The 23,505-nt window shown below is 59.4% G+C and carries 22 protein-coding genes; 8 read left to right on the top strand and 14 right to left on the bottom strand.

Going from position 1 to position 23,505, the window contains the following annotated elements:
- Positions 1 to 47: 47 nt before the first annotated feature.
- Entirely contained in the window at positions 48 to 626 is a 579-nt protein-coding gene (locus tag LG294_RS13500) for a septum formation family protein (RefSeq protein WP_404286519.1), read from the bottom strand.
- A gap of 225 nt (positions 627 to 851) precedes the next feature.
- Between LG294_RS13500 and LG294_RS13495 the strand changes: the two genes are divergently transcribed.
- Both LG294_RS13495 and LG294_RS13490 read left to right on the top strand, forming a co-directional pair.
- Positions 852 to 1,070: a DUF3073 domain-containing protein gene (locus tag LG294_RS13495; RefSeq protein WP_404286517.1), complete on the top strand. Its 219-nt coding sequence runs from the start codon at positions 852 to 854 to the stop codon at positions 1,068 to 1,070.
- 193 nt (positions 1,071 to 1,263) lie between these two features.
- On the top strand, positions 1,264 to 2,154 hold the full coding sequence (locus LG294_RS13490) for a Sir2 family NAD-dependent protein deacetylase (protein WP_404291774.1): 891 nt from the start codon (positions 1,264 to 1,266) through the stop codon (positions 2,152 to 2,154).
- Positions 2,155 to 2,363: 209 nt separating this feature from the next.
- Here the strand turns inward: LG294_RS13490 and LG294_RS13485 are convergent, their stop codons facing one another.
- From LG294_RS13485 to LG294_RS13460, 6 genes are all read right to left on the bottom strand, one after another.
- Positions 2,364 to 4,088, bottom strand: a complete 1,725-nt coding sequence (locus tag LG294_RS13485) for a hypothetical protein (RefSeq protein WP_404286515.1) — start codon at positions 4,086 to 4,088, stop codon at positions 2,364 to 2,366.
- 151 nt (positions 4,089 to 4,239) lie between these two features.
- A complete protein-coding gene (purM, locus tag LG294_RS13480; RefSeq protein WP_404286513.1) occupies positions 4,240 to 5,382 on the bottom strand; it encodes a phosphoribosylformylglycinamidine cyclo-ligase in 1,143 nt (380 codons plus the stop codon).
- Positions 5,383 to 5,458: 76 nt separating this feature from the next.
- Positions 5,459 to 6,982, bottom strand: coding sequence for an amidophosphoribosyltransferase (gene purF / locus LG294_RS13475; RefSeq protein WP_404286511.1), 1,524 nt, complete (start codon positions 6,980 to 6,982; stop codon positions 5,459 to 5,461).
- 105 nt (positions 6,983 to 7,087) lie between these two features.
- Positions 7,088 to 7,411, bottom strand: coding sequence for a hypothetical protein (locus LG294_RS13470; protein WP_404286509.1), 324 nt, complete (start codon positions 7,409 to 7,411; stop codon positions 7,088 to 7,090).
- Positions 7,412 to 7,415: 4 nt separating this feature from the next.
- Positions 7,416 to 7,796: a sterol carrier family protein gene (locus tag LG294_RS13465; RefSeq protein ID WP_404286507.1), complete on the bottom strand. Its 381-nt coding sequence runs from the start codon at positions 7,794 to 7,796 to the stop codon at positions 7,416 to 7,418.
- 71 nt (positions 7,797 to 7,867) lie between these two features.
- Positions 7,868 to 8,851: an asparaginase gene (locus tag LG294_RS13460; RefSeq protein WP_404286505.1), complete on the bottom strand. Its 984-nt coding sequence runs from the start codon at positions 8,849 to 8,851 to the stop codon at positions 7,868 to 7,870.
- Positions 8,852 to 8,998: 147 nt separating this feature from the next.
- Here LG294_RS13460 and purD point away from each other — a divergent pair, with 147 nt between their 5' ends.
- Together purD and LG294_RS13450 are read left to right on the top strand one after the other, a co-directional pair.
- A complete protein-coding gene (purD, locus tag LG294_RS13455; RefSeq protein WP_404286503.1) occupies positions 8,999 to 10,285 on the top strand; it encodes a phosphoribosylamine--glycine ligase in 1,287 nt (428 codons plus the stop codon).
- Positions 10,285 to 11,190 (top strand): phosphoribosylaminoimidazolesuccinocarboxamide synthase, encoded by a 906-nt coding sequence (locus LG294_RS13450; protein WP_404286501.1) that lies wholly within the window; start codon positions 10,285 to 10,287, stop codon positions 11,188 to 11,190. The genes purD and LG294_RS13450 overlap by 1 nt, the downstream gene beginning before the upstream one ends.
- Positions 11,191 to 11,265: 75 nt before the next feature.
- Here LG294_RS13450 and LG294_RS13445 read toward each other — a convergent pair whose 3' ends face one another.
- The 5 genes from LG294_RS13445 to LG294_RS13425 form a co-directional block, all read right to left on the bottom strand.
- The gene (locus LG294_RS13445; protein ID WP_404286499.1) at positions 11,266 to 11,988 is read right to left on the bottom strand and encodes a class I SAM-dependent methyltransferase; all 723 of its coding nucleotides are present in this window, start codon (positions 11,986 to 11,988) and stop codon (positions 11,266 to 11,268) included.
- Positions 11,989 to 12,002: 14 nt separating this feature from the next.
- A complete protein-coding gene (locus LG294_RS13440; RefSeq protein ID WP_404286497.1) occupies positions 12,003 to 13,811 on the bottom strand; it encodes an ABC transporter ATP-binding protein in 1,809 nt (602 codons plus the stop codon).
- Complete coding sequence (locus tag LG294_RS13435) at positions 13,808 to 15,628, bottom strand: ABC transporter ATP-binding protein (protein WP_404286495.1); 1,821 nt, start codon at positions 15,626 to 15,628, stop codon at positions 13,808 to 13,810. Before LG294_RS13435 ends, LG294_RS13440 begins: the two co-directional genes overlap by 4 nt.
- 170 nt (positions 15,629 to 15,798) lie before the next feature.
- Positions 15,799 to 16,752 (bottom strand): metallophosphoesterase, encoded by a 954-nt coding sequence (locus LG294_RS13430; RefSeq protein ID WP_404286493.1) that lies wholly within the window; start codon positions 16,750 to 16,752, stop codon positions 15,799 to 15,801.
- Between the two features lie 116 nt (positions 16,753 to 16,868).
- A complete protein-coding gene (locus LG294_RS13425; RefSeq protein ID WP_404286491.1) occupies positions 16,869 to 19,223 on the bottom strand; it encodes a transglycosylase domain-containing protein in 2,355 nt (784 codons plus the stop codon).
- 37 nt (positions 19,224 to 19,260) lie between these two features.
- Between LG294_RS13425 and LG294_RS13420 the strand changes: the two genes are divergently transcribed.
- The 3 genes from LG294_RS13420 to LG294_RS13410 are packed head-to-tail and all read left to right on the top strand — an operon-like array spanning position 19,261 to position 20,891.
- Entirely contained in the window at positions 19,261 to 19,416 is a 156-nt protein-coding gene (locus tag LG294_RS13420; RefSeq protein ID WP_096283344.1) for a hypothetical protein, read from the top strand.
- Positions 19,417 to 19,438: 22 nt separating this feature from the next.
- Positions 19,439 to 19,915, top strand: a complete 477-nt coding sequence (locus LG294_RS13415) for a RidA family protein (protein ID WP_404286489.1) — start codon at positions 19,439 to 19,441, stop codon at positions 19,913 to 19,915.
- A 37-nt stretch (positions 19,916 to 19,952) separates the two neighbouring features.
- Positions 19,953 to 20,891, top strand: coding sequence for an NUDIX hydrolase (locus tag LG294_RS13410; RefSeq protein WP_404291772.1), 939 nt, complete (start codon positions 19,953 to 19,955; stop codon positions 20,889 to 20,891).
- Between the two features lie 67 nt (positions 20,892 to 20,958).
- Here the strand turns inward: LG294_RS13410 and LG294_RS13405 are convergent, their stop codons facing one another.
- Positions 20,959 to 21,636 (bottom strand): Crp/Fnr family transcriptional regulator, encoded by a 678-nt coding sequence (locus LG294_RS13405; protein ID WP_096257040.1) that lies wholly within the window; start codon positions 21,634 to 21,636, stop codon positions 20,959 to 20,961.
- Positions 21,637 to 21,839: 203 nt separating this feature from the next.
- On the opposite strand from LG294_RS13405, the gene LG294_RS13400 reads away from it, so the two are divergent.
- Positions 21,840 to 23,030 carry a MarP family serine protease gene (locus LG294_RS13400; protein WP_404286487.1) on the top strand — a complete coding sequence of 397 codons (1,191 nt, stop codon included), beginning with the start codon at positions 21,840 to 21,842 and terminating at the stop codon, positions 23,028 to 23,030.
- Here LG294_RS13400 and aroQ read toward each other — a convergent pair.
- A complete protein-coding gene (gene aroQ, locus LG294_RS13395; RefSeq protein WP_404286485.1) occupies positions 23,027 to 23,479 on the bottom strand; it encodes a type II 3-dehydroquinate dehydratase in 453 nt (150 codons plus the stop codon). The two genes, LG294_RS13400 and aroQ, sit on opposite strands and share 4 nt — an antisense overlap.
- Positions 23,480 to 23,505: the final 26 nt, after the last annotated feature.

Here is a 23,505-nt window from a genome sequence, read left to right as displayed (position 1 = left end):
GGCCGGTGGAATCCACCGGCCACAGTGAGCGAAAAATATAGCGTGCCTTAGCTTTCTTCGTTCTCGGGAAGCAGCGAGTTGCGCACGTTTCCTTCGGAGAGGCTAAGGAAGCAGGAGACCTGACGGTCCCCCTGCGTCCAGGTGCTTTCCGACGGGCGAGAGAAGTGATAGGTCCAGGTCGAATCGAGGCCAGCGCTGGGGTCCAAAGCCACTGACTTGCAAAGCGTCTCGGACTCGGTCAGCAACTCGTTGGAACCAGGGTAGTCTTCGCCGGTGAGCTCGAAAGTTCCGATGAGCTGAGCATTGTGGGCCGAATTACAAGTAACCACGGTCTGCGTTGCCAACGGGGACTCGAAACCACGAAGGCAATCGCCGAGTATGAGTTGTTCGGGTGGAATGGACGCGGCAATGATTCCATCCAGGCCCGGACTTGGATTACGCTCCACATTGTTCGCCTCTGGCGTAGTGGGCGTAATAAAGCGAAGTACAACGAATACCACCGCGGCACTCAGGGCTAAAACGGCTATGACAAGTAGGACCCACTGGCCGATTTGCCGTTTGGACTTCTCCGGTTCAGGCTGCAAGGGCGGTAAGGCCGCCTGCGGCTCGGGTAGATCTTTTTCCACCACCTGTAATGCTCCTTGAAGGTTCGCCTAGGTTTGAAAGGGAGCAAGCTCACTAAATAGTCGTTGGACTAATCGACAGTCTAACGGGTCTGACACGTGTTGCGTTCAGCGCTCGCCGTCGAATCGTGTTAACCTTTAATTACGAAAGAACTGATCACATATTCGGGGGCCTTCACCTATTAGGTGGACCACCTCCCGACTCTACTGAAAAGAGGGGGTCACGCCATGGGGCGCGGCCGTCAAAAGGCTAAAGCACAGCGTCAAGCGCGAGATATCAAGTACTACTCGCCCTCGACTGACCTTACGGCACTAGAGCGCGAGCTTGGTGTCCGGTCCGATTATCATGCCCAGAATGTGGAGCCTGATAATTCGTCGCATGACGACGAAGAGTCTGACTACGACGAGCTGACTAAGAAGTACTCCGGAGACGACGACGCTGACTAACCCTCAGCTACTCAACCGAGAGTCCTTGGCTCGGGTGCCTGCCTTCATATGAAGTTGTGCAGCTCTTCAGTACATTTTTACGACATGCCGCAACGACTAAGCTAAATTAGCTACAAGGTCGTTGCGGCCTTTGTCGTCCCCGAACGCTCCGAAAGGTCTGAACGTGAGCACCCCAGAAGAGCTTTCCATCCAAATGGCGCATCACTCGGCGATCCGATCCATGCAACGCATTGTGGAGCAGCAAGCGGAACCTTCCGCAGAAGAAGATGCCAGAGCCGGCGTGCAGTCAATGCTCGACCGTGGAAATGTTCTGGTGGTGACAGGGGCGGGCGTCTCCACCGATTCCGGGATCCCCGACTACCGAGGACCAAACGGCTCGCTTCAACGCCACCGCCCGATGACCTATCAGGAATTCAAATACCGGCCTGAGGCGCGCCATCGCTACTGGGCCCGCGGATTCGTGGGTTGGCGTCACATGTTCCGAGCCGAACCAAATGACATTCACCGCCGGTTGGTGCTCTGGGAAGATACCGGCCTGATCAGTGGAATCATTACGCAAAACGTCGATGGTCTGCATCACCAGGCCGGATCAAAAACAGTGATACCGGTGCACGGAGACCTGTCAATTGTGCGGTGTCTGGAATGTGGCCAGACAGAAGACCGCCAACATTTTGACGTCCGCTTGCAGGAGCTTAACGTCGGCTACATAGAATCCGTTGAAATCGACCCCAGTGCCATCAATCCGGACGGCGATGTGGAACTGCCACAGTATTGGGTTGACCGGTTCGTGATGGCGAGCTGTGAAAACTGCGGCTCCTTGGCGTTGAAACCCGATGTTGTGTACTTCGGCGAGAGCGTTCCGGTCGAGCGCAAACAGCAGATGGCACAGCTTGAGGAGGGCTCTACCGGGTTGTTGGTGCTGGGTTCGTCACTGGCGGTCATGAGCGGTTACAAGATCCTGTTGAACTTCGTCAAACGCGGCTTACCGGTCGCTTTAGTAACCAATGGACATGTGCGCGGCGAGGAGAAAGCCACGTGGCGCTGGCGGGTCCCGCTATCGCATGCGATGGAACAGCTCAATTAGCAATTGAATGCACCAGACACGGTTGGGGATGCGCCAAGCCGGTTGGCGATTTTCCAGAATCGTCGATTGGCGGTCCACCCCGATCCGCGCACCGGCTGCCGTTCACGCATGCCGCATTCCGAATCGAAAGACCAGGCGCACCGATTCTAGAGAAATCTCCCTGCCTCGAAATGGACTCCTGCACTGGTATGGGCACCCCAGCTCAGAAGTCAGCCTGCGCGAGATCCAAGTACTTCTGCCGGCGATAGCCAGTAGGTATTACGGCGGGGAATTTGCGGCGGGTCCAAAGACCGAGGTAGGAGAACGGCCGGAGGCTGGTCTTTTCGGATGATGATTCGGAACAGCCCTGCATGGCGCGCGTGGTGGTGCCGGGGGCAGAACATTGCCCCGTTTTCGACGCTCGTCTCACCACCTTCCTCCCAAGGTAGGAGATGGTCTGCTTCGCAGCGTCCCGCCGGCATGGTGCACCCCGGATACAGGCAACCGCGATCGCGGGCAATCAAAGCTCGTTTCATATGTGCCGGGAAGAGCCGTTCAGCCCGACCTACGTCGAGGATCTGTCCCTGGCCGTTAAAGACGACAGGGAGGATGCCCGCATTGCACATCTGCGTGCGTGCCTCGGCGTCGGAGAGCGAGATGCCGTTTTCGGTGATCGCGTAGTTCGCATCGCCAGCGATCATTTTCGCGAAGTCCAGATGCACAACCACCTGGGGAGTGACGATTCCGGTGGTTTTCTTCCCCGCGGCACCGGTGGACCGAAGCGCACTGAGCAAGGCGGTCAGATGCCGCATCGCAGGGGTGAGATCTTCGAAGGTCTGCGGGTAGAAGGAATCGCCGGACGGGATTGCCAGCGCGGTGGTGGGATCGATGGGAACGAACGCGTCGGGTTCCGGGGTGCCGGGCAACGTTTTGGCAGTTTCCTGCGCGTCGGCATTCTCCGCGGCGATTCCTTGCTCATCGACGGTGCCTTCCCGGGCCCAGCGGGGCATAGTCTCTGGATCATCCCACTGGGCGGTTGCCGGAGGTGATTCTGGCACTGCCCCGGACTCCTCGGCGGAACTCGTTGATGCGCCACTGCCTGCCTGGGCGTAGGTTCGCGCGGTCAGCTGGGCGAGTTCCTGCCGGTTACCGGCGATGGTCCCCGGATTATTGATCTGCGTACGGATGGATTCGATGAGTTCCGCCTCGTGGGGCAGGACCTTCAGCTGATAGATCACCAGGCCGTTGCGGATGCCTTTGCGGAATATCCCGGCTTCCGCGACGAGTGCCTGGGGCGGGCGCTGAATGCCAATCTGCTCTTGGACCAGCCTGCCCAGGTGCGTCATGGCGGTTTCTGGTTCCTGCCGGAGCAAGGCGGCCGCCTGGATTTCGAGAGCATCGCGTTGCGCGGCGGAAGGCAGGTCTTTTTGAGCGCCGCGGAGTTTGGCAGCGGCCTGGGCCACGAGGCGTGGGTCGGTTTGCTGGCCGGTGAATTCGGCGGAGAGCAGCGGATAGCTCGGTGCATGGCGCATTCCGTCCTCGCTGACCCGCACAATCAGTGCGTCCGCCTGGGCAAGCCGGTAGTTGGCTGCGGAGACCGGGACCTGAAGCCATGAGGTGTACATCGAGGTGCAGTCGGTGAAGTGAGCACGCCCGGTGGCCCGGTGGCCCGAAAGCTGTTCAAGGGTTTCGATGGTGGGGGAGGGGCCGGCATCGACCACGGCCTGCAGCGACTGCTCATCGAGCTGGTGGGCACCGCTGGAGCGCAGTGCGTCGGCCGCATGAATCTGGCTGCGGGTGAGCTCGGCCGCGCATTTCTCGGTGAGCCAGGCGTAGTACGCGGCGTGGCCCGGTGCCAAGTCAATCCGGGCGAGGGCGCGAGTTGCCTGCTGGACCTGGCTGACGGCTTTAGCCAGCTGATCCAGCGCTTGGGCGGTGGCATCGTGCGTACTCATGTGCCCCAGCCTGGCCCAGGATTGCCTGCTGCGGGCAGCTGGCGGGCAAGTTGTGGATAAGCGGCTGGAAACTATGGGGGCTTACAGAAAGGGGGCGATGCGGCACCAGCGCGGTGCTACATCGCCCCCTTTTTGCGGGATGCTTCGAAACTTACTTGGCGTAGTTGCCGGTCAGCAGGACCGCGCCGCCATCCACGCCCTTGGCGCCCTGGACGAAGTCCAGACCTGCGGAGCTAGCGGAGGGCTCGAGGTTCTCCACGGAACCCATGATCCAGGCGCCCATGCCGGCCTTGTTCAGCAGCGCCACCGCGCGGTCAGCGACGTTCTGGTCGACCACCGCAACCATGCCCACACCCAGGTTCAGGGTGCGCTCAAGGTCCGGCTGCGGCACATTGCCCAGCTGCGCAATGGTGGAGAAGACTGCAGGCAGTGACCAGGTGGAGCGGTCCACGCGAGCCATCAGGCCCTTAGGCAGCACGCGGGCCAGGTTGGCCGCCAACCCGCCGCCGGTGACGTGGCTGAAGCCGTGCACGCCGAAGTTCTCCCCGTCGTTCAGCTCGCCGATCAGGTCCAGGCAAGCGGTGGTGTAGATGCGGGTCGGAACCAGCAGCTCTTCGCCCAAGGTGCGGCCGAATTCGGCGACCTCGCGCTCCAGCTCCCACTTGGCGTGCGCGATCACGCGGCGCACCAGCGAGTAGCCGTTGGAGTGGATGCCCGAGGAAGCCATGCCGATGATGACGTCGCCGACCTTCACGCGCTCGGGGCCGAGCAGCTGATCGGCTTCGATGACGCCGGTGGCGGCGCCAGCCACGTCGTACTCGTCTTCCGCGAGCAGACCCGGGTGCTCGGCGGTTTCGCCGCCCACCAAGGCGGTGCCCGCCAGCTTGCAGCCTTCGGCGATGCCGCGCACGATATCCGCGATGCGCTCCGGAACCACCTTGCCGGTGGCGATGTAGTCGGTCATGAACAGCGGCTTGGCGCCGACCACGACGATGTCATCGACCACCATGCCCACCAGATCCTGGCCGATGGTGTGGTGGATGTCCAGCTTCTGGGCGATCGCAACCTTGGTGCCCACACCGTCGGTGGAGGTGGCCAGGTAGGGCTTCTTGTACCCGGTGAGGAAGGAAACGTCGAACAGGCCGGCGAATCCGCCGACTCCGCCAACCACGCCATTGGTGTGGGTGGCCTTGATCGCGCCCTTCATCAACTCGACGGCACGGTCACCGGCCTCGACGTCGACGCCAGCTCCGGCGTAGGTGATGGAGGTTGGCTGCTCTTGCGTGCCGCTCATGGCAGATGGATCCTTTTCTGTCGTGAACACCGGATAGCCGGTGCCGCTTGCAACGAGGTGGGTGATGGATTACTGATTAGAGTGTTGCTTCGAGCTCGGCATCCGGGCCGGGCTCGCAGCCGCTTTGATTCGCCTGCTCCAGCAGGTTCTTGCCGCGGCGATCTTCACCAGGCAGCGCGATCGGGTAGTCGCCGGTGAAGCAGGCGGTGCACAGCTTCTCGCGCGGCTGCATGGTGGCGCCGATCATGCCGTCTTCGGAGATGTAGGCCAAGGAATCGGCGCCGATGGACTTGCCGATCTCTTCCACAGCCGCGCCATTGGCGATCAGCTCGGCGCGGGTGGCGAAGTCGATGCCGTAGAAGCAAGGCCATTTCACCGGTGGCGAGGAGATCTTCACGTGCACCTCGGCGGCTCCGGCCTCGCGCAGCATGCGCACTACCGCACGCTGGGTGTTGCCGCGCACGATCGAGTCGTCCACGACCACTACGCGCTTGCCGCGCAGCACGGTCTCCAGCGCATTGAGCTTCAGCTTGATACCCAGCTGGCGCAGCGTCTGCGAAGGCTGGATGAAGGTACGGCCCACATAGGAGTTCTTCACGAAGCCGTGGGTGAACGGAATGCCCGACTCCTCGGCGTAGCCGATGGCCGCTGGGGTTCCGGATTCCGGGACCGGGATGACGATGTCTGCGTCTGCGCTATTTTCGCGGGCCAGCTGTCGGCCCATCTCGACGCGGGCCTCGTACACCGAACGACCGGCAATGGTAGCGTCCGGGCGAGCTAGGTAGACGTACTCGAAGACACAACCCTTCGGGGTGGCTTCGGCGAAGCGGGTGGAACGGATGCCGGTCTCGTCGATGGCGATCAATTCACCGGGCTCGATCTCGCGAATGAAAGAGGCGCCCACGGTGGCAAGGGCGGGCTGCTCGGAGGCAACCACCCAGCCGCGGTTCAGCCGTCCCAGAACCAAGGGGCGTACCCCGTGCGGATCGCGGGCCGCGTACATGGTGTTTTCATCCATGAACACGAAGCAGAAGGCGCCCTCGATCTTGGGCAGGAGTTCCAGTGCGGTCTCTTCGAGGCTCTGGCCTTCTTTGCCACCGAGCAGGGCGGTGACCAGCGCGGTATCGGTGGTGTTGCCCTGGGCGATTTCGCCGCGGAGCTTGCCGCCTTCGGCGACCTGCTTGGCCTCAACCATTTCGGCCAGCTGCGCCGAGTTGGTGAGGTTGCCGTTGTGTGCCAGGGCTACGGTGCCGGTCTGGGTCGGGCCCAAGGTTGGCTGCGCGTTGGCCCAGTGGCTGGCACCGGTCGTCGAATAGCGGCAGTGGCCAACGGCCAATTGACCGGTCATCGAGTTCAAGGTGTTTTCGTCAAAGACCTGGGATACGAGGCCCATGTCTTTGTACACGTTGATTCGTGAGCCGTCGCTAGTTGCGATGCCGGCGGACTCCTGTCCGCGGTGCTGCAAAGCGTACAGCCCGTAATAGGTTAGTTTTGCTACTTCTTCGCCAGGTGCCCAGACACCAAAAACGCCGCATTCGTCCTGCGGCCCTTTTTCGTTGGGAAGCAAGTCATGATTTAGGAATCCATCGCCACGCGCCATGTCAATTATTCTCTCATGTATCTATTGGTCGACACCGACCGTTTATGTGGTGAGCGGCGACCAGGTGCGCGGCCACCGCTTGCCTTCCTGGGAAGGGGAGGGCGCCTAGCCTTGTTGCTCGCTGCCGGTGTCCCCGGCCAGGGGTACCGCCAGTTTTTGGGTGGTCTTGCGCGAAGTCACGCGATCGATAATTACATATGCGAGCGCGCCTAGCCCGATGCCAAGTCCTGCACAGAACATGGCGAAGAATCCGACAGCCGAACCGACGGTGTAATCCATGGAAGGTTCACCGATGAAGCCAATGATTGCACCGATCAGAGCGCCGATAACGGCTCCGGTGAGAACGAATGGCCAGAAACGAGGTGCTGCATGAACCTGCACTTGGATTGGCTGGTCAGCGGATGCGGGGGTAGCGGGGTGTTGCTCCATAGCTTTAAGGGTACTCAATTAGCGGCAGGTGTGCCGACAAGTCTGCCCTTAGTCCCGAGGCGTGCAGTTGGCCCGTTTGCGTGGCCGATGCCCAGTCGGTGCGTCCGGTGACCAGTGAAAGCCATAATTCGGCGGGCATTTCGACCACATTTGGCGGTGTACCACGGGTGTGGCGGGGCCCTTCAATGCATTGGGTCACACCAAAGGGCGGAATGCGCACTTCAACCGAGTTTCCCTCGGCCCGAGAAGCGAGTTCTTCCAATGCGAAACGCACCGCCATGGCTAGTGCTGGACGGGGTGTTTTTCCTTGTATTTCAGCGTTTTTGGCCCAGTCGCGAAGGGCTGCGCGACCGGCCGCCTCGTCGATTCTTCTCTTGATTGCCATGGCATTAAATTTCCTTGCTTCGATGACGTGGAAATGTCATATTCCGCGCCTGATTTTAGTCCTAGGTGCGGCTAGCGGGCGTCGAAATCCCGACCTACGTAGGAAACGCCGGCTGCGCGTGTTCCTGCGGTGCTGCCAGCCGGCATCAACGCCGAAGTTAATTCTTCCAGCTTCTGCGGGCTTAGCACTCCATGGGTGGCCAGTAGCTGCAAGGCCAGCACATCGATCCCGCGGGAAGCACCGTCAAGGATTTTTATCGCCACGCTGACCCCATTGGGCGCGGACATGCCCAGCACTCCTTCGGCACCGAGCTTGGCGATGATTCCGGTGGATTCGATGACAATCGTATTGGGGCTGCCGGTACCGCGTACCGCCCATGGGTGTTCACGCATGGCGCTGGACACCGACCGGGCAGCCGGCTCGGCTGATGTTGCCAGTTTTCGAAAACCCTCGGCCAAGGACTTGAGCGACATCTGCGGGGCCGGAGCGCCGCAGCCATCCACCCCAAGGAAAGAGATCGGCCCGCAGAACTCTTCCATCGCCCGATAGGCAGAGAGCTGCACCGGATGCTCGGCGGACAGATAAGTGTCGACCGATTCACCGCTGGCCACCGATGCAGCGAGGAAGGCGGCATGTTTTCCCGAACAATTGAATGCGAGTTTGTTCTGGCGCTGGCCGCGGGCGGCCATCGCGGAGCGGGTGGCCGAATCGCCGGGCCACGAGCTCGGGCATTGCAGATGCTCTTCGCCCAGCTCCACCGAGTCGAGCATGCTGCGAGCTAGGAGTTGATGCTGTTCAGTTCCCAGATGGCTGGCGCAGGCAAGTGCCAGCTGCGCGGTTTCCAGGACTGCCCCGGCGCGTAGCGAACCGATCGCTTGAAAAGGCTTCAGCGCTGACCGGGGAAAGATCAGGGCCTCGGGATCGCCGAGGGCCTCCAGTACCTCTCCGGCCGGATCCAAAACAACTGCTACTCCGTAATGCCGCGATTCGATCACCGCGTTGCGGGTGATCTGAAGCAGTTCGCTGCTCTGTGTGATGTCTATCGCCGAACCCATGGAACCAAGTTTAGGCGGTGGCCCGAATAGACGGTCTTCCCTGTTGAACGCAGGCCTCCGGGCGATTTGCGCGGCCAGCTGCGAGAAGTTTTCGTCGGCCAGTCATAGACCACTAATCGAACGTGGATCTCCGGTAAACTCGGTGCAGTGAAGGTACTGGTGATTGGCCCAGGCGGCCGTGAGCATGCAATTGTCCGTGCACTATGTGCAGACCCCTACGTCAATGAGGTTCATTGCGCTCCCGGCAACGCCGGAATCGCACAGGACGTCACTACCCATGAGATCAACGCGCAGGACCCGCAAGCGGTTCTGGCGCTAGCCCGCGAGCTAGCCAGCGAGCTGGTAATCGTTGGGCCCGAAGCGCCACTGGCCGCCGGGGTTGCCGATGCGCTCATCGAAGCCGGAATTCCCGTCTTCGGGCCAACTCGCGCGGCAGCACAGCTAGAAGCCTCCAAGGCATTTGCCAAGGACATCATGGCAGCGGCGCAGGTTCCCACCGCCATGGCGCATGTGGCAACGAATACTGCCGAAGCCGAAGCCGCCCTTGACGATTTCGGCGCACCCTATGTGGTCAAAGACGACGGGCTAGCCGCCGGCAAGGGTGTTGTGGTGACCGCGGACCGTGCCGAGGCACTGGCTCATGCAGAGGTCTGCTTTGCGGCCGGTGGGACCGTGGTTATCGAAGAATTCCTCGATGGCCCGGAAGTTTCACTGTTCGTCATTTGCGACGGCAAACACGCCGTCCCGCTGTCCCCGGCCCAGGACTTCAAACGGATTTTCGACAACGACGAAGGCCCGAACACCGGTGGCATGGGTGCATACTCTCCGTTGGAATGGCTTCCGGAAGGCTTTGTCGACGAGGTTATGGACCGAGTTGCATACCCAACCCTGCGCGAAATGGAAAAGCGTGGCACCCCATTTACCGGTGTGCTCTATTGCGGCCTGGCCATCACCAAACGCGGCATCCGCGTCATCGAATTCAATGCCCGCTTCGGCGACCCGGAGACCCAAGCGGTCCTGGCTCGGCTGAAGACTCCGCTGGGCGCAATCCTCCTCGCGGCGGCCAACGGCAAGCTCGATGATGCAGAGCAGCTGCGTTGGTCCTCGAAGACCGCCGTGGACGTGGTCATTGCCGCCGAGAACTACCCCGATACCCCGGTCAAGGGAGCGGTGATCGAAGGGCTGGAAGAAGCCAATAAGGTCAGCGATGTGCATGTGATGCATGCAGGTACAAGCACCGATGCCGAAGGCAACATCACGGTGGCCGGTGGCCGCGTCTTGGCGGTCGTCGCCTTGGGCGATGACCTGGCAGTTGCCCGGGCCAACGCCTACGCGGGTGTCGCCAAGATCAGTTGGAGCGGTGCTCAGTCACGCAGTGACATCGCGTTGAAGGCCGAACGTGGAGAAATCGTAGTGAACGGGGAAAGCAAGTAATGGCAGGATTCCAGACCGAAACGCTTCCCCTAGAAGGTTGGGACCACTTCTATTCCGGCAAGGTGCGGGATCTGTACCTGCCTGCCGGGGTGAGCTTCGCGGACTCCGACCGGGTGCTGGTGGTGGCTTCGGACCGAATCAGTGCCTACGACTTCGTGCTGACCAGCGAGATCCCGGACAAGGGCAAGGTGCTGACGCAACTGAGCCTGTGGTGGTTCGAGCAATTGCACGAATTCGCCAACCACGTGATCTCCACCGAGGTGCCTGCGGCGGTTGCCGGTCGGGCGATGGTGTGCAAGAAGCTTGAAATGTACCCCATCGAGTGCATCGCCCGCGGTTATCTGACCGGCTCCGGTTTGGCAGAGTACAAGGTCTCCTCGACCGTATGCGAGCTGCCTTTGCCAGCGGGATTGGTTGATGGTTCACGTCTTCAGCCAGCGTTGTTCACACCTTCGGCTAAGGCCGAAGTTGGCGAACACGACGATAACATCTCCTTCGAGCAGACGGTTGAACGCGTCGGTGCGCAGATCTCCGAGGCGCTGCGCGAGAAGACCGTCGCAATCTACGAACGCGCCGAGCAGATCGCCCGCGAACGCGGCATCATCCTTGCCGACACCAAGGTCGAATTTGGTGCCGATCCGAGCAACGGCGAAATCACGCTCGGCGACGAGGTGCTCACCCCTGACTCATCGCGCTTCTGGGATGCCCAGTCCTACGAACCGGGCAAAGCCCAGGCGAGCTTTGATAAGCAGTTCGTGCGCGACTGGTTGACCTCTGCGGCTTCCGGTTGGGACAAGAACTCCGGTGCCGAACCTCCGGCCTTGCCGGCCGAGATCGTGGAAAAGACGCGCGCCCGGTACATCGATGCGTATGAGCGTTTGACCGGGGAGAAATTCTCGGCCTAGACGCAAAATTGATTGGTCGGGGTGAAGGAAAATTTCCTTCACCCCGACCAATTTTGTTTTGTATTCGTCTCGCGTTTAGCTCAGCTGCGATTTGCGGACGTGATAAAGCACGTAGCCGTAGCTCAACTCGGTCGAATCCGGATGCTGCGAGATCCAGCCTTGGGCTAGCTCTGCAGGGAATTCCAGGTGAAGGACCTGGGCTAGATCTTTGGTCGAGTCAAAGTTCCAGCTGCTCATCACTTCATGCCGTTGGGCTCCCTGCGCGGCCCACCATCGCTGTATGTAGTCATCCTCGCCCTGAGTCGACGCCCAGATGCTTTGCCGCAATAACGTAGCAAATTGTCCGTGTTGGTGGTCGTTGTCGATCACGAGCAGCGATCCACCGGGGCGCAGGACACGCAGAACTTCGCGCAGGCCGGCGGCGCAGTCATAGTTCGGGGAGGGGAAGAAATAAGCGAAGCGTGCGTGCACTACGTCTACGCTGGCGTCTAGCAGCGGAAGATGTTCGGCAGACCCGTGCAGCACTTGAACTTTCGGGCTACGCTCTCGAGCGGCAGGCAATAGATTCAGGTCCGGTTCTACCCCGATGACGGTGCCCTGCTCGGTGAGATATTTGGGTAGCCAAAAACCAGTGCCGCATCCCAGGTCCAGCAGGACCCTGCCGTCCCAGGGTGCCAAGGAGCGCAAACGAGCAAAGAGCACTCCGGATCGGTCAAGCGCGTTATTCTCAATTTCGTAGACTTCCGGGTGCGCCCCCTGGTTTGGGGCCGGGAGGAAATCGCCCAGTTCGCTTGTCATGAGCCGACAGCCGGTTAAACCAGCGAGTCCTTCCACGCCTTGTGCAGCGAAGCGAAGCGCCCCTCGTCCGCTATCAGCTGCTGCGGGGAACCGTCCTCGATGATTTTGCCATCGTCAACCACCAGCACACGGTCGGCGATCTGCACGGTGGACAACCGGTGGGCGATGATCAACGCCGTACGGTTTCCAAGTAGCTGTTGCAGGCCTCGCTGCACCGCACGCTCCGATGGAATATCTAGCGAGCTGGTTGCTTCGTCCAAGATCAATACGGCCGGGTCAGCTAAGAAGGCGCGTGCAAATGAGATGAGCTGGCGTTGTCCGGCGGATACTCGACCGCCGCGCTTGTTCATGTCGGTCTCATAACCTTCGGGAAGTTCGCGGATAAATTCGTCGGCTCCCACAGCCTTGGCCGCGTCCTGGATTTCAGCCAGCGTCGCGGTGGGCTTCCCGAGTGCAATATTTTCGGCAACTGTCCCGGAGAACAAGAACGCTTCCTGGGTGACCATCACAACGTGCTTGCGCAGTTCCTGATTCGACAGTTCATTGATGGGGACCGAATCAATTTCCAAGGTGCCCGAACGCAGATCGTAGAAACGCGAAATAAGTTTGGCCAGGGTTGATTTGCCGGCGCCGGTCTGCCCAACAACCGCCACTGTTTGCCCGGCTTCAATCTTCAGGTCGAACCGGTCCATGATGATCGGCCCCTGCCCGTAGCCGAAGACCGCGTCGTTGAAGACGATCTCTCCCTTGACCTGCTCGATGCTGCGCGGCTTCAGCGGTTCCCTGACGCTGGGTTCCTCTTCTAGGAGACCGGAGACCTTTTCCAGGGCTGCCGTGGCCGACTGCAACGAGGAGTAGAACATGGCGATCTGTTCGACCGGTTGGAAGACGCGTTTAGCTGCAAGCAGCAGCGCCACCATCACACCGACCGCCAGCGTCCCATCCAGAATGCGGAATCCACCGTAGGCAAGCAACACCGCGACGGTGAGGTTTCCAATGAGCACCAGACCCGGCTGAAGGATGCCGAAAAGGTTGAAGGAGCGCACCGAGTTGACCCGATATTTTTCGGCGATCACACCATAGTTGACGTCATTTGCAGCTTCCCGGCGAAACGCCTTTACCGCGCGAATGCCGGTCATCGTCTCCACAAACATGGAGATCACCTTGGCAGAAACAACCCGAGACTCACGGTAGAGGACTTCGGAACGGCTCTGGTACCAGAAGAAGAGGATCGCTACCGGTATGGCCGCAATACACAGCACCAGCCCACTGCGCCAATCCAGGATAAAGATGGTGGCCAGCGTGAAAATCACGAAGACGCAAGAGGACGCGAGCTCGGAAACGCCTTGATCCAGCAGCTCACGCAGGGTTTCCAAGTCCGAGGTCTGCCGCGAGATGATCCGGCCCGAGGTGTAATTCTCATGGAATTCGAGGCTCAACCGCTGAGTGTGGCGGAAGACCTGCTGACGCAGATCTAAGAGCATGGCCTGAGAGATCTTTGCAGCGCAATTGATGTACCAGGCGAGCAGTACGCCCGCCAAAATGGCGCAGACAATATAGGCGCCGCCCGAAATCCCAAGCGCACTCCAGTTGCCCTCGCGAACCTGTGGCAGCGTCCAATCGATGGCCAAGGCAATGAGTATTGGCAAAATGACGCGGGCAGCATTGGAAACCAATACCAGCACCACGGTAAGAATGAAGAGTTTCTTCTGCGGCATGGCGAGCGCCGCTAGAAGCTTGAAGGAGCGGCGGCGTACTACTTTGCGTTGCGCGCCGGAGAGGTTGATGTTGTCTTCTCCGGTCACACCCAATGGTTGGCTCATCGCGAGACCTCTTCGCTCATCGGTGCTTCGTCATCCAGGCTGGCGATCACATATCGGTAATGTTCATTCGTGCTCAACAGGTGTGTGTGGCTGCCGATCGCGTCGATGCGACCATCACGCAGCAGCGCCACCCGGTCGGCGAGCATCACGGTGGAGGGCCGGTGAGCCACCACCAAGGTGGTGGTGCCACCCAGGACCTCGCGTAGCTTCGAGGTGACTGCTTCCTCCGTGCGGACGTCCAAGGCGGAGAGCGGATCGTCCAGCACCAAGATGCGTGGTCGGGCGGCGATGGCCCGGGCTAGCGCCAGACGCTGGCGCTGACCGCCGGACAGGGACAAGCCTTCCTCACCAATCAGCGTGTCGACCCCCTGTGGCAGCTGGTAGACAAATTGTGCCTGTGCCACGTCAAGGGACTGCGCCAGGAGTTGCTCGCGCTGAGCGGGATCGTAATTTGCCGGGGCACCGAGCAGCACGTTTTCACGGACCGAATTTGAAAATAGGGTGGTGTCTTCGAAGGCTACAGCAATTTCTTGGCGTAGTTCTTCCAGATCCCACTCTCGGACATCTTGCCCGTGCACCAGCACCTGACCAGCGCTCGCTTCGTGTAATCGGGGGATCAGGTTCAACAATGTCGACTTGCCTGAGCCGGTGATTCCCACCAAGGCCATGGTCTCGCCTGCTTGGATTGTTAGATCGATATCAGCGAGGATGGGGCGCCCACGCCCGGAGGCATCCGGGTAGGCAAATCTAACGTGCTTGAGTTGTACTTCGCCGTTTCGTTCGGCAGGGGATTTTGGGTTGTCCGGGGAAACTATGTCGTTGGAAGCGTCCATCACTTCGAAGTGGCGATCCAATGCGGTTTTGGTGCTCAGCGTCATACCCAACAGCATGCCCATGCCTTCTACGGGACCTGCGATGACTGCTGCGATGGCGAAATAGGCAACTAATGAGCCGATGCTCAGCTGCCCAGCTGCAACCAAGGAGATACCGATCAGTACGCCTAGACCAAGGATCGTTTCGGGGATGGCGACGACTGTCATGAGGAAACTGGCCAAGGTTTTGGCCTTGCTGATCTCCGTCTGTTGCAGCGATTTCGCCTGCTCGTTGAATCCGTCGTACACGTGGGGACCGCGTCCGAAGGCTTTGATGACGCGAATGCCATGTACCGACTCTTCGACAGCCGTCGCCAGGTCACCTGCCTGGTCTTGGCTCAACCGACTCGCTGCCCGGTAATTATTGCGGAAGTGGTAGGCCTTGATTGAGATGGGGATGGCACCTAGGAGGTAGAGCAGTCCGAGGATCCACGAGTGGAAAAACATCAGCGCCAGCCCGGTGATCACGGTGACGGTATCAACGACGAGCATCATGGCGCCGAAGGCGAGCCAGCGGCGCAGCAGCGACAAATCCGACATGGAGCGGGAAAGCAACTGGCCAGAGCCCCACCGCTCGTGGAAAGCGACCGGCAGGCGTTGCAGATGCTTATAGAAGCGAATGCGCATCTGCGCTTCCAGCCCCGCCGCGGGGTTGAGAACGAATTGGCGGCGCAGGAAGATGAACAGCGCTTCCAAGAAACCTAAGGCACCCACGATGGCCATGGCGATCCAAATTGCGTTGTTTGTCCCATTGCTGTCCAGCACGTTGTTCACCAACCAGGCCAGAACCTGTGGAATGACGAGGGCGACAATACCGGCGCCCAAGGCGCAGAGGAAGCCGCCGATGAGACGCGGAAGAATCGGGCGGACGAACGGCCCCAGTCGTTTTAAGGTGGTCGTCAACGACACCGCTTCAGCTGCGTCTGAGTTCTGTTTTCGCGCCATGCGAGTACCCCACCATCACCAATAACAATATCGACCGGACTACAGCCTACAGTCAGTAGTTGGGAAAATTCAATCAAATAATCACTAGTGGATAGATTATTTGTTACTGCCTCAGAGACGGCTTCAGGCCCCGCACTTAAACCAAGTGCGGGGCCTGAAGGGGTGGAGGATTAGTCCCTGGCGGTGAGTGTGAGCAGCACTGCCTCTGGAGGGCAGGCGATGCGAAATGGTGCGAAGCGAGAATGGCCCAAGCCTGCCGATACGTTCAAGGGGACGGTGCGTCCGGCATAATCCCAGTCGGTTAGTCCGCGGGCTCGCCAAGTCGGCAAATCGCAATTCGACACCAATGCACCGTATCCCGGGATGCACACCTGCCCGCCGTGGGTGTGGCCGGCGAAGATGAGATCTGCGCCGGCCTCAGTGAGTTGATCCAGCACTCGTTGGTAGGGGGCGTGGGTAAGCGCGAGTCTTACATGCGGAGCCTGGTATCCGGTGATCGAGCCTTGCGGCCATCCGGCGAATTGGTCGCGTTTAAGGTGCGGATCATCGATGCCGGTCAGATCAAGTCGTATCCCGTTGAGCACTGTGGAGTAGGCCCGGTTGGTCATATTGACCCACCCGGCGGATCCGAAGGCACGGTGCATCTCTTCGAAGGGCAACATGTCACGGCTTGAAGGGTTTGGTGTTCCGGAGCTTCCCATAAGGTAGCGCAACGGGTTCTTCATTCGAGGCGCATAGTAGCAATTGGACCCCGGGACGAAAGCGCCGGGGAATTGCATCAGCGGCTTCAGCGCGTCGATCAGCGCTGGAACGCCATCCCGGTGGCTGAGATTGTCACCGGTGTTGATCACGTAATCGGGGCGCTCGTCAGCGAGCTGATGCAGCCAGCGTCGCTTGACTGCCTGGCCGGGGATCATGTGGATGTCTGAGAGGTGCAGGACGCGGATATCGCTCGCACCGCGGGGGAGCACTTTGACGGTTTCGCGACGAAGCCCGAATTTCTGCGTTTCGTATAGTCCGTAACCAAGCACCGCGGCGCCTGCCGCGACAGCGCCGCCGGCAAGTAGCGCTGCCGTGCCCGTGGCGCGACCGAATGCCGAAGAGAAATTAGTGTGTTCAACCATGACCGGTCCGTCATTGTCCTTTCAAGGGAACAGACCCGTTTGAGTCTGGTGATAGTGCCAATCTAAACCGAAAGGCCGCGTTCAACCAAAGTTGAACGCGGCCTTTCGCTGACTACTTAGTCGTCCGAATCATCTCCGGGCTTGGCTGGAGTAGTCGGCTTCGACTTGTTATTGCCGTTGCCGTTGCCGTTGCCGTTTGCTTCAGACTTGTCGTCGTCGGACTCCTTGGATTCCTCTTTTTGAGAATCGTCCGAATTGGAATCTTCCTTTTGGGAATCTTCCTTATTCGAGTCTTCCTTTTTGTTCTCGTCGTCATCCTTGGGCTTCGGCGCTGGCTTTGGCTTAGGTGCCTTGCTTACGGAACCGAAGGAATTGCGCTCGTATTGCTGAACTGCCTTAGACATGAAGTCAACCCACATTGGAGCCGCATAAGTCGAGGAGTCAACCATCGCCGGAGCGCGTTTGTCGTTGATCATCGCACCGTGAAGAGAATACTCTTCGGTAGCTGCTTTGCCATCTAGTCGTCCGACCCAAGCCGCGGTGGAGATACCGCTGCTGTAGCCGACGAACCAGGTGGAGGTGGCGTAGTTATTTGTACCGGTCTTGCCGGCGATCGGGCCTGCAACCTGGCCCTTGGAGACACGGTTAGTGGCAATTTTCTTCAGTGTGCCGTTCAGGTCGGCCACGTACTGTGGGTCGATCTGCTGTGAGCAGGCTTGCTGCGGAACCTTGTACTTGGTGCCGTCCTTGTCGACCACCGAGGTAATGGCTCGTGGTTCGCAATATTCGCCCTTGTTGGCGAAAGCTGCGAAGGCTGCAGCCTGTGCCATCGGGGTGATATTTGCCGAACCGATAATGAAGGCCGGGTTCGCCGGGGAAATTGGCCCTGGCTTGCCGTTGTCTGCATCCTGGTCCAAAAGGCCCAGCTTCTTGGTGTAGTCAGCGATGGTGCATAAGTCAACCTTGGCTGCCTCTTGAATAGTCGCGGAGTTGATGGACCAATAAAGGCCAGTGTCCACGGTCATCGTGCGGTAGAAGCCGCGCGAAGCATTTTTAGGCTCCCATGCTTGCGACCCACCGGTTGTTGTAGAACCGCCGGGCATGCATGATGCCCTCCAGCGATGGTTGACAGGGAAATACGGCCTTTTAGCATTGATTTTGTCGTACATCTTGTTGCCCTCGTGGAGCCAGGCAAGTGTGGTGTACGGCTTCATAGTCGAACCACCCTGGAAGCCGCCAGCGCCACCGTAAGCGCGCTCAACTGCGAAGTTGTAGAAGGTTCGGCTTCCCTTTTCATCGGATTCTGGCGCGTAGGTGGTGTTCTGCGCCATGGTCAAGATCTTTCCAGTGCCTGGCTCGACCGAAACCAATGACGAGTAGATGTCCTCGTTCGATTTGGCGTTAGGATCGATCGCCTCGCGCGCATCCTTGGCGGCCTTCTTATTCAAAGCCGAATTCAGCGTGGTCTTGATGACCAGGCCACCGCGGAACAGCAATTTCTCGCGGTCTTCTTTAGTTTTGCCGAATGTTTTGTCTTTGAGAATCAAGTTGGTGACGTAGTCGCAGAAGTAACCTGCGTCATCGGCAGCCATGCAGCCTGAAGCTGAAGAGCTCGGGTTCACGCCGAGCTTGGACTTCACGGCCGTGTCGTATTCCTTCTTGGTGATCGCGCCAGTGCGGTACATATTGCCCAGCACCTTATTGCGTCGATCCAAGGAACGTTCTGGGTTCTTGATTGGGTTGTAGACGTTAGGCAGCTGCACCATGCCGGCGAGCATTGCCGACTGCTGGAGGTTCAGATCCTTGGCGTCTACTGAGAAGAAGCGTTGAGCGGCAGCCTGCACGCCATACTCGCGACCCGAGAACAGCACGAGGTTCAGGTAGCCTTCGAGGATTTCGTCCTTGGACATTTCCTTTTCAATGGCCACCGCGTACTTCAGCTCGCGGATCTTGTCGGAGTAATCCTTGTTGCCCGACACCGTGCTTTCATCGGAACCGGTCAAAATCTGGTTGTTGACCAGCAAGTTGTTGACATATTGCTGGGTCAGCGTCGACGCGCCGGAACGTGAGGAAGAGGTTGCGTTGTTAATGACCGCGCGGGCAATGCCCTTGGGGTCAATGCCGCTGTGCTCGTAGAAACGCTCGTCTTCCACCGAAATAATTGCTTTACGCATCGCCGGGGAGATGTCTTTGAGTTTCACTGGATCGCGGTTCTGTTCATAGAACGACGCAATCAGCTTTCCATCCGAATCCAAGACTTGCGAAGGCTCGGGAATAGGTAGCTTCTCGAATGAGCTCGGAAGCGCGCTTACAATATTATTTCCGGTGGTCAAACCGGTTTTTGCGATAGCTGCCACGGGAATGAGCATGCCCGCGGCCAGGACACCACAAAGGGCACTGATTCCGAAGAACGCAACGATCTTTCCCAAAGTGGTAGCTGTATCAAAAAAGGGTGACTTCTTGGCTGCCATACGTACTAGTTTACAAGGACGCGCTAACGTATCCAGTATGACTAAATGGGAATACGCCACTTTGCCGCTCGTTATCCACGCAACCAAGCAGATTTTGGATCAGTGGGGTGACGATGGTTGGGAGCTCGTAGCAATCGTTCCGGGCCCTAACGGAACCAATCCGGTGGCCTACATGAAGCGTCCAAAAGCCTAACTTTCATAAGGAGTAAAACCCCATGCAAGAAGCTACTTCCTCGCGTGTCGAAGCACGCCTCGCCGAACTCAATCTGACCTTGCCAGCGGTGGCAAAGCCGGTCGCCGCGTACCTGCCGGCGGTCACCACCGGCAACTACGTTTACACCTCCGGACAGCTGCCACTTATTAATGGAGAACTCCCAGCTCTCGGCAAAGTCGGCGCCGAGGTCTCCGCCGAAGAAGCTAAGGCAATGGCGCAGACTTGCGCACTAAACGCATTGGCTGCGATCAAGGCAGAAATTGGTGACCTAGATCGCATTAAGCGTATCGTGAAGGTCGTTGGCTTCGTGTCGTCAGACCCTACGTTCACCGGTCAGCCTGGCGTCATCAACGGCGCTTCGGAATTCTTCGGAAATGTCCTGGGCGAGGCCGGTGTGCACGCACGTTCGGCCGTAGGCGTGGCGGTACTGCCATTGAACGCTCCGGTCGAGGTTGAGGTCATCGCCGAATTTGAGTAGTCCACAACGTGATTCCGGTGTGCGCCAAGGGCGGTCCATTCCGTCCGCCGCGCGCACCGGAGTTGCGCGTCGTCTCGTTGAGCTACCGCCGCATCAAATTCCAGCGGCGGAAAACTGGTTCACTTTCGGTTCGCGAACCCCGCGAGCCGCCCGCCGTGCTTCCTCGGTCTGCCTGGTGCAAGATGGGGCGCATGGAGTCGAGACTTTACTGAGCTACCGCCCCGGTGAATCGCCACTGGGCAGCGTTGCATTTCCAGGCGGCAGCGTCGAAGCGGGGGACCGCGCCGAGTACAAGTGGTTCGGCCCGAATCTTTCACAGTGGTCCAAGCGCATGGACGTGTTGGATCAGCAACTGGTTCGCGCACATTTGGTGTGCGCCATCCGAGAACTTTTTGAAGAAACCGGGATCTTGCTCGCTGGCACCGAAGAACAGTCGGTTGTCGAAATGAGCGACCCCGAGGAATGGATGTCCGCCCGCGAAGCTATCGCCGGGCAGGATTTAGCCTTTGAGGAATTTCTTCTCAGACGAGGGCTGGGTCTGCGCACCGACCTATTGCGGCCGGTCAGCCATTGGCTAAGTCCCAACTTCGCCTTCCGGCGATTCGACACCTGGTACTTCACCGCAACGGTTCCCGTGCACCAGGAACCCCGCCTGCTGCGCGCTAAGGGCAAATGGGCGCAGTGGTGCAGCTCAGAGCAAGTTATGGCGCAGCGGGCCACCAGCGCGCTGGGAGACCGTATTGGCCAGCCCAGCACGGCAGGCCTGAGGTTGTCCCAGATAACCAGTCCAGCGGTGGAACAGATGCTGGAGCGGATGGCTAGTGCCCACGGTGCGGTCGCCTATCTCTCACGAGCGCGCAACCTAGATGTGCAGCATCCGGACCTGTTGGTGCGCGATGGAACCTATTATCTTGAAGTGCTCAGCGCACTCGGAGTCGAATCCACGCGTCCGTGGCAGGCAGAACCTGGCCACTAAAACGGCCGTCGAAGAACAAAAGGTCGGACAACCCTTGCGGGTTGTCCGACCTTTTGCGCAGCGGTGCTTAGCGCGAACGCTGACGCAAACGCTGGATGTCCAGGATCACGACGGCGCGGGCTTCCAGACGGAGCCAGCCGCGCTGCACGAACTCGGCCAAGGCCTTGTTCACGGTTTCGCGGGAGGCACCGACCAGCTGAGCCAGCTCTTCCTGGGTCAGCTCGTGAGCGACCAGGATGCCATCGGTGGCTGGGCGGCCGAAACGGTCAGCGAGATCCAATAGAGCCTTAGCCACACGGCCAGGAACATCGGAGAACACCAGATCGGCTAGGGATTCATTCGTGCGACGCAGACGCGCAGCCAGAGCTTGCAGCAACTGGATCGAGACCTCCGGGGAGTTCAAGATCGCCTTGCGCATGTTTTCATGGCTCAGACCTGCCAGCCGGGTCTCCGACACGGCGGTTGCGGTTGCGTTGCGCGGGTGTGGATCGAACAGCGCCATTTCGCCGAACAGTTCGCCTGGGCCGAGGACGGCAATCAGGTTTTCACGTCCGTCGGCGGAAGTGCGGCCAAGCTTGATCTTGCCCGAGACGATGAAGTAGAGACGGTCGCCCTGATCGCCTTCGCGGAACACTGATGCACCGCGAGACAGATCGACCTCGGTCAATTCTTCGGTTAGCGTGGCGAATACTTCATCACCCAGCGACGCGAAAAGCGGCGCACGGCGCAGTACCTCGATATCCATAAAATCTCCTGTCAACAGTAGTAAGCGCTCACTTCATTGTGCCGTATTCGGTAACAATGTGACAGTTTCCACACGTGGTTTAACCAAGAAATGTTGAGAATCACGCTCGTCCTACAAAAACTCGCGAATATCTTCGCAGAAATCCATCAGCTTCTAAGGGTACCTTGGGTTAATAGTAAGTTTGTGAACGAAGCGGGGTCTCGGTGCTCGGAGTATTCAGTTGGCTGGACCTTGCCATCTGCGTAGTTTTACTTTCATTTTTTATCGCCGGAATCCGTCGTGGCTTCCTTTACACGGTCGGCGACATGCTCGGGCTCATCGCCGGCGGCACTGCCGCGTTCTTCGCCATACCGCTAGTTTCAACCCTGGCTTCGAACCCCTGGTGGCGGGTCGCTCTGATGGTCGCTACGGCTGCCGTGTTGATCATCTTGGGTCAGGCGCTCGGCAGGGTTATGGCCACCCGAATAAGACGCTGGATGAACTTCGATTTCCTGCGTGCCGCAGACGGATTGGCCGGTGGCGTGCTCTCGGTTTTCATCACCGCCACGATCATCGGCGCGCTGGCATTTTCCACGTCAAGCATGGGTATTCCGCGTCTATCGAGCGAAATTGATAAGTCGAAAATGATCGCCTCGATCCGTGGGCTGACACCAGAGTTCGTGAACTCGGCAATCTCCTCGGCACGTTCGGCGGTGATGGCCGAAACAATCCCTGCACTGCTTGATCCCTTTGCACCTCCGGTCGAGCCGGTAGAAGAGGGCCAGTGGTCCGCCAATGACCTGCAGCGAGCCTCAGTGAACTCGGTGGCTAAGATCTCCGGCACCGCAGTTCAATGCGGTGTGAACCTCACCGGTTCGGGCTTTGTTATTGCCGACCAATTGGTGATGACCAACGCCCACGTCGTAGCGGGTTTAAGCGCGGCCACAGTGGAGATTGAGGGTGATCAACTTCACCGCGGAAAAGTGGTTTATTTTGATCCCGAAGCCGATATTGCCGTGCTGCGTGTGGACGGGATGGAAGCCCAGCCACTTGAGCTCGCCGAAGAAAACCTGGGCCGTGGAGAACAAGCAGCTTTCATCGGCTATCCAGCCGGCGGGCCGCTGCAGGTGCGAGGCGCGGTAGTCGCCTCGCGAGCCACGGTGTCCATCGCCAATATTTATGGCGAAGACCCGGCCTCGCTCTCGGTCTACCAACTGACGGCCAAGGTGGCCCAAGGCAACTCCGGCGGTCCCATGGTCAATGAGGACGGCGAAGCGGTGGGCATGATCTTCGCTAAGTCACGAGGCAATGACGAGGTGGGCTTCGCACTGAGCCTCGAAGAGATCGAACGCGCCCTCAAAGTGGCCGGGGACCGCACCACCTCGATCAAAACCGGTGAATGCATCGGCGACTAGTTGCCGAGCAGGTGCGCCAGCTGCTGTACCGCGAGCCGGTAGCCGTTGACCCCGGCCCCTATGATGATCGACGAGGCCACGGGGGAGACGTAGGAATGATGGCGGAATGCCTCGCGCCGGTGCACATTGGAGATGTGGACCTCAATCACCGGCAGCGATACTCCGCTGAGCGCATCCGCGATGGCCACAGAGGTGTGCGTGTAGGCACCCGGGTTCATGATGATGCCGGCCTTGGTCAGCCGCGCTTCGTGAATCGCGTCGATGAGCACGCCCTCGTGGTTCGACTGGAATGCCTCCACGGAGAGTCCGTAGTCCGCCGCGGTGCGCCGCGCGAGATCTTCCACATCCGCGAGAGTTTCATGGCCATAAATTTCGGGCTCACGAGTTCCAAGCAGGTTCAGGTTCGGTCCGTTGAGTAACAAGATGGTGCGCGATGCGTTTTCAGACATGGAAACAATCTAATACACCTCGCGTT

It is taken from the genome of Glutamicibacter arilaitensis (assembly GCF_044793945.1).
Classification (GTDB): domain Bacteria; phylum Actinomycetota; class Actinomycetes; order Actinomycetales; family Micrococcaceae; genus Glutamicibacter; species Glutamicibacter arilaitensis_B.
The sequence above is the reverse complement of the archived record's forward strand: the minus strand, read 5'-3'. Positions and strand labels throughout refer to the sequence as shown.

Coding starts and splice junctions, on each gene's coding strand:
- LG294_RS13495 (WP_404286517.1), top strand. CDS start 852: ATGGGGCGCGGCCGTCAAAAGGCTAAAGCACAGCGTCAAGCGCGAGAT.
- LG294_RS13490 (WP_404291774.1), top strand. CDS start 1,264: ATGGCGCATCACTCGGCGATCCGATCCATGCAACGCATTGTGGAGCAG.
- LG294_RS13485 (WP_404286515.1), bottom strand. CDS start 4,088: ATGAGTACGCACGATGCCACCGCCCAAGCGCTGGATCAGCTGGCTAAA.
- purM (WP_404286513.1), bottom strand. CDS start 5,382: ATGAGCGGCACGCAAGAGCAGCCAACCTCCATCACCTACGCCGGAGCT.
- purF (WP_404286511.1), bottom strand. CDS start 6,982: ATGGCGCGTGGCGATGGATTCCTAAATCATGACTTGCTTCCCAACGAA.
- LG294_RS13470 (WP_404286509.1), bottom strand. CDS start 7,411: ATGGAGCAACACCCCGCTACCCCCGCATCCGCTGACCAGCCAATCCAA.
- LG294_RS13465 (WP_404286507.1), bottom strand. CDS start 7,796: ATGGCAATCAAGAGAAGAATCGACGAGGCGGCCGGTCGCGCAGCCCTT.
- LG294_RS13460 (WP_404286505.1), bottom strand. CDS start 8,851: ATGGGTTCGGCGATAGACATCACACAGAGCAGCGAACTGCTTCAGATC.
- LG294_RS13450 (WP_404286501.1), top strand. CDS start 10,285: ATGGCAGGATTCCAGACCGAAACGCTTCCCCTAGAAGGTTGGGACCAC.
- LG294_RS13445 (WP_404286499.1), bottom strand. CDS start 11,988: ATGACAAGCGAACTGGGCGATTTCCTCCCGGCCCCAAACCAGGGGGCG.
- LG294_RS13440 (WP_404286497.1), bottom strand. CDS start 13,811: ATGAGCCAACCATTGGGTGTGACCGGAGAAGACAACATCAACCTCTCC.
- LG294_RS13435 (WP_404286495.1), bottom strand. CDS start 15,628: ATGGCGCGAAAACAGAACTCAGACGCAGCTGAAGCGGTGTCGTTGACG.
- LG294_RS13430 (WP_404286493.1), bottom strand. CDS start 16,752: ATGGTTGAACACACTAATTTCTCTTCGGCATTCGGTCGCGCCACGGGC.
- LG294_RS13425 (WP_404286491.1), bottom strand. CDS start 19,223: ATGGCAGCCAAGAAGTCACCCTTTTTTGATACAGCTACCACTTTGGGA.
- LG294_RS13420 (WP_096283344.1), top strand. CDS start 19,261: ATGACTAAATGGGAATACGCCACTTTGCCGCTCGTTATCCACGCAACC.
- LG294_RS13415 (WP_404286489.1), top strand. CDS start 19,439: ATGCAAGAAGCTACTTCCTCGCGTGTCGAAGCACGCCTCGCCGAACTC.
- LG294_RS13405 (WP_096257040.1), bottom strand. CDS start 21,636: ATGGATATCGAGGTACTGCGCCGTGCGCCGCTTTTCGCGTCGCTGGGT.
- aroQ (WP_404286485.1), bottom strand. CDS start 23,479: ATGTCTGAAAACGCATCGCGCACCATCTTGTTACTCAACGGACCGAAC.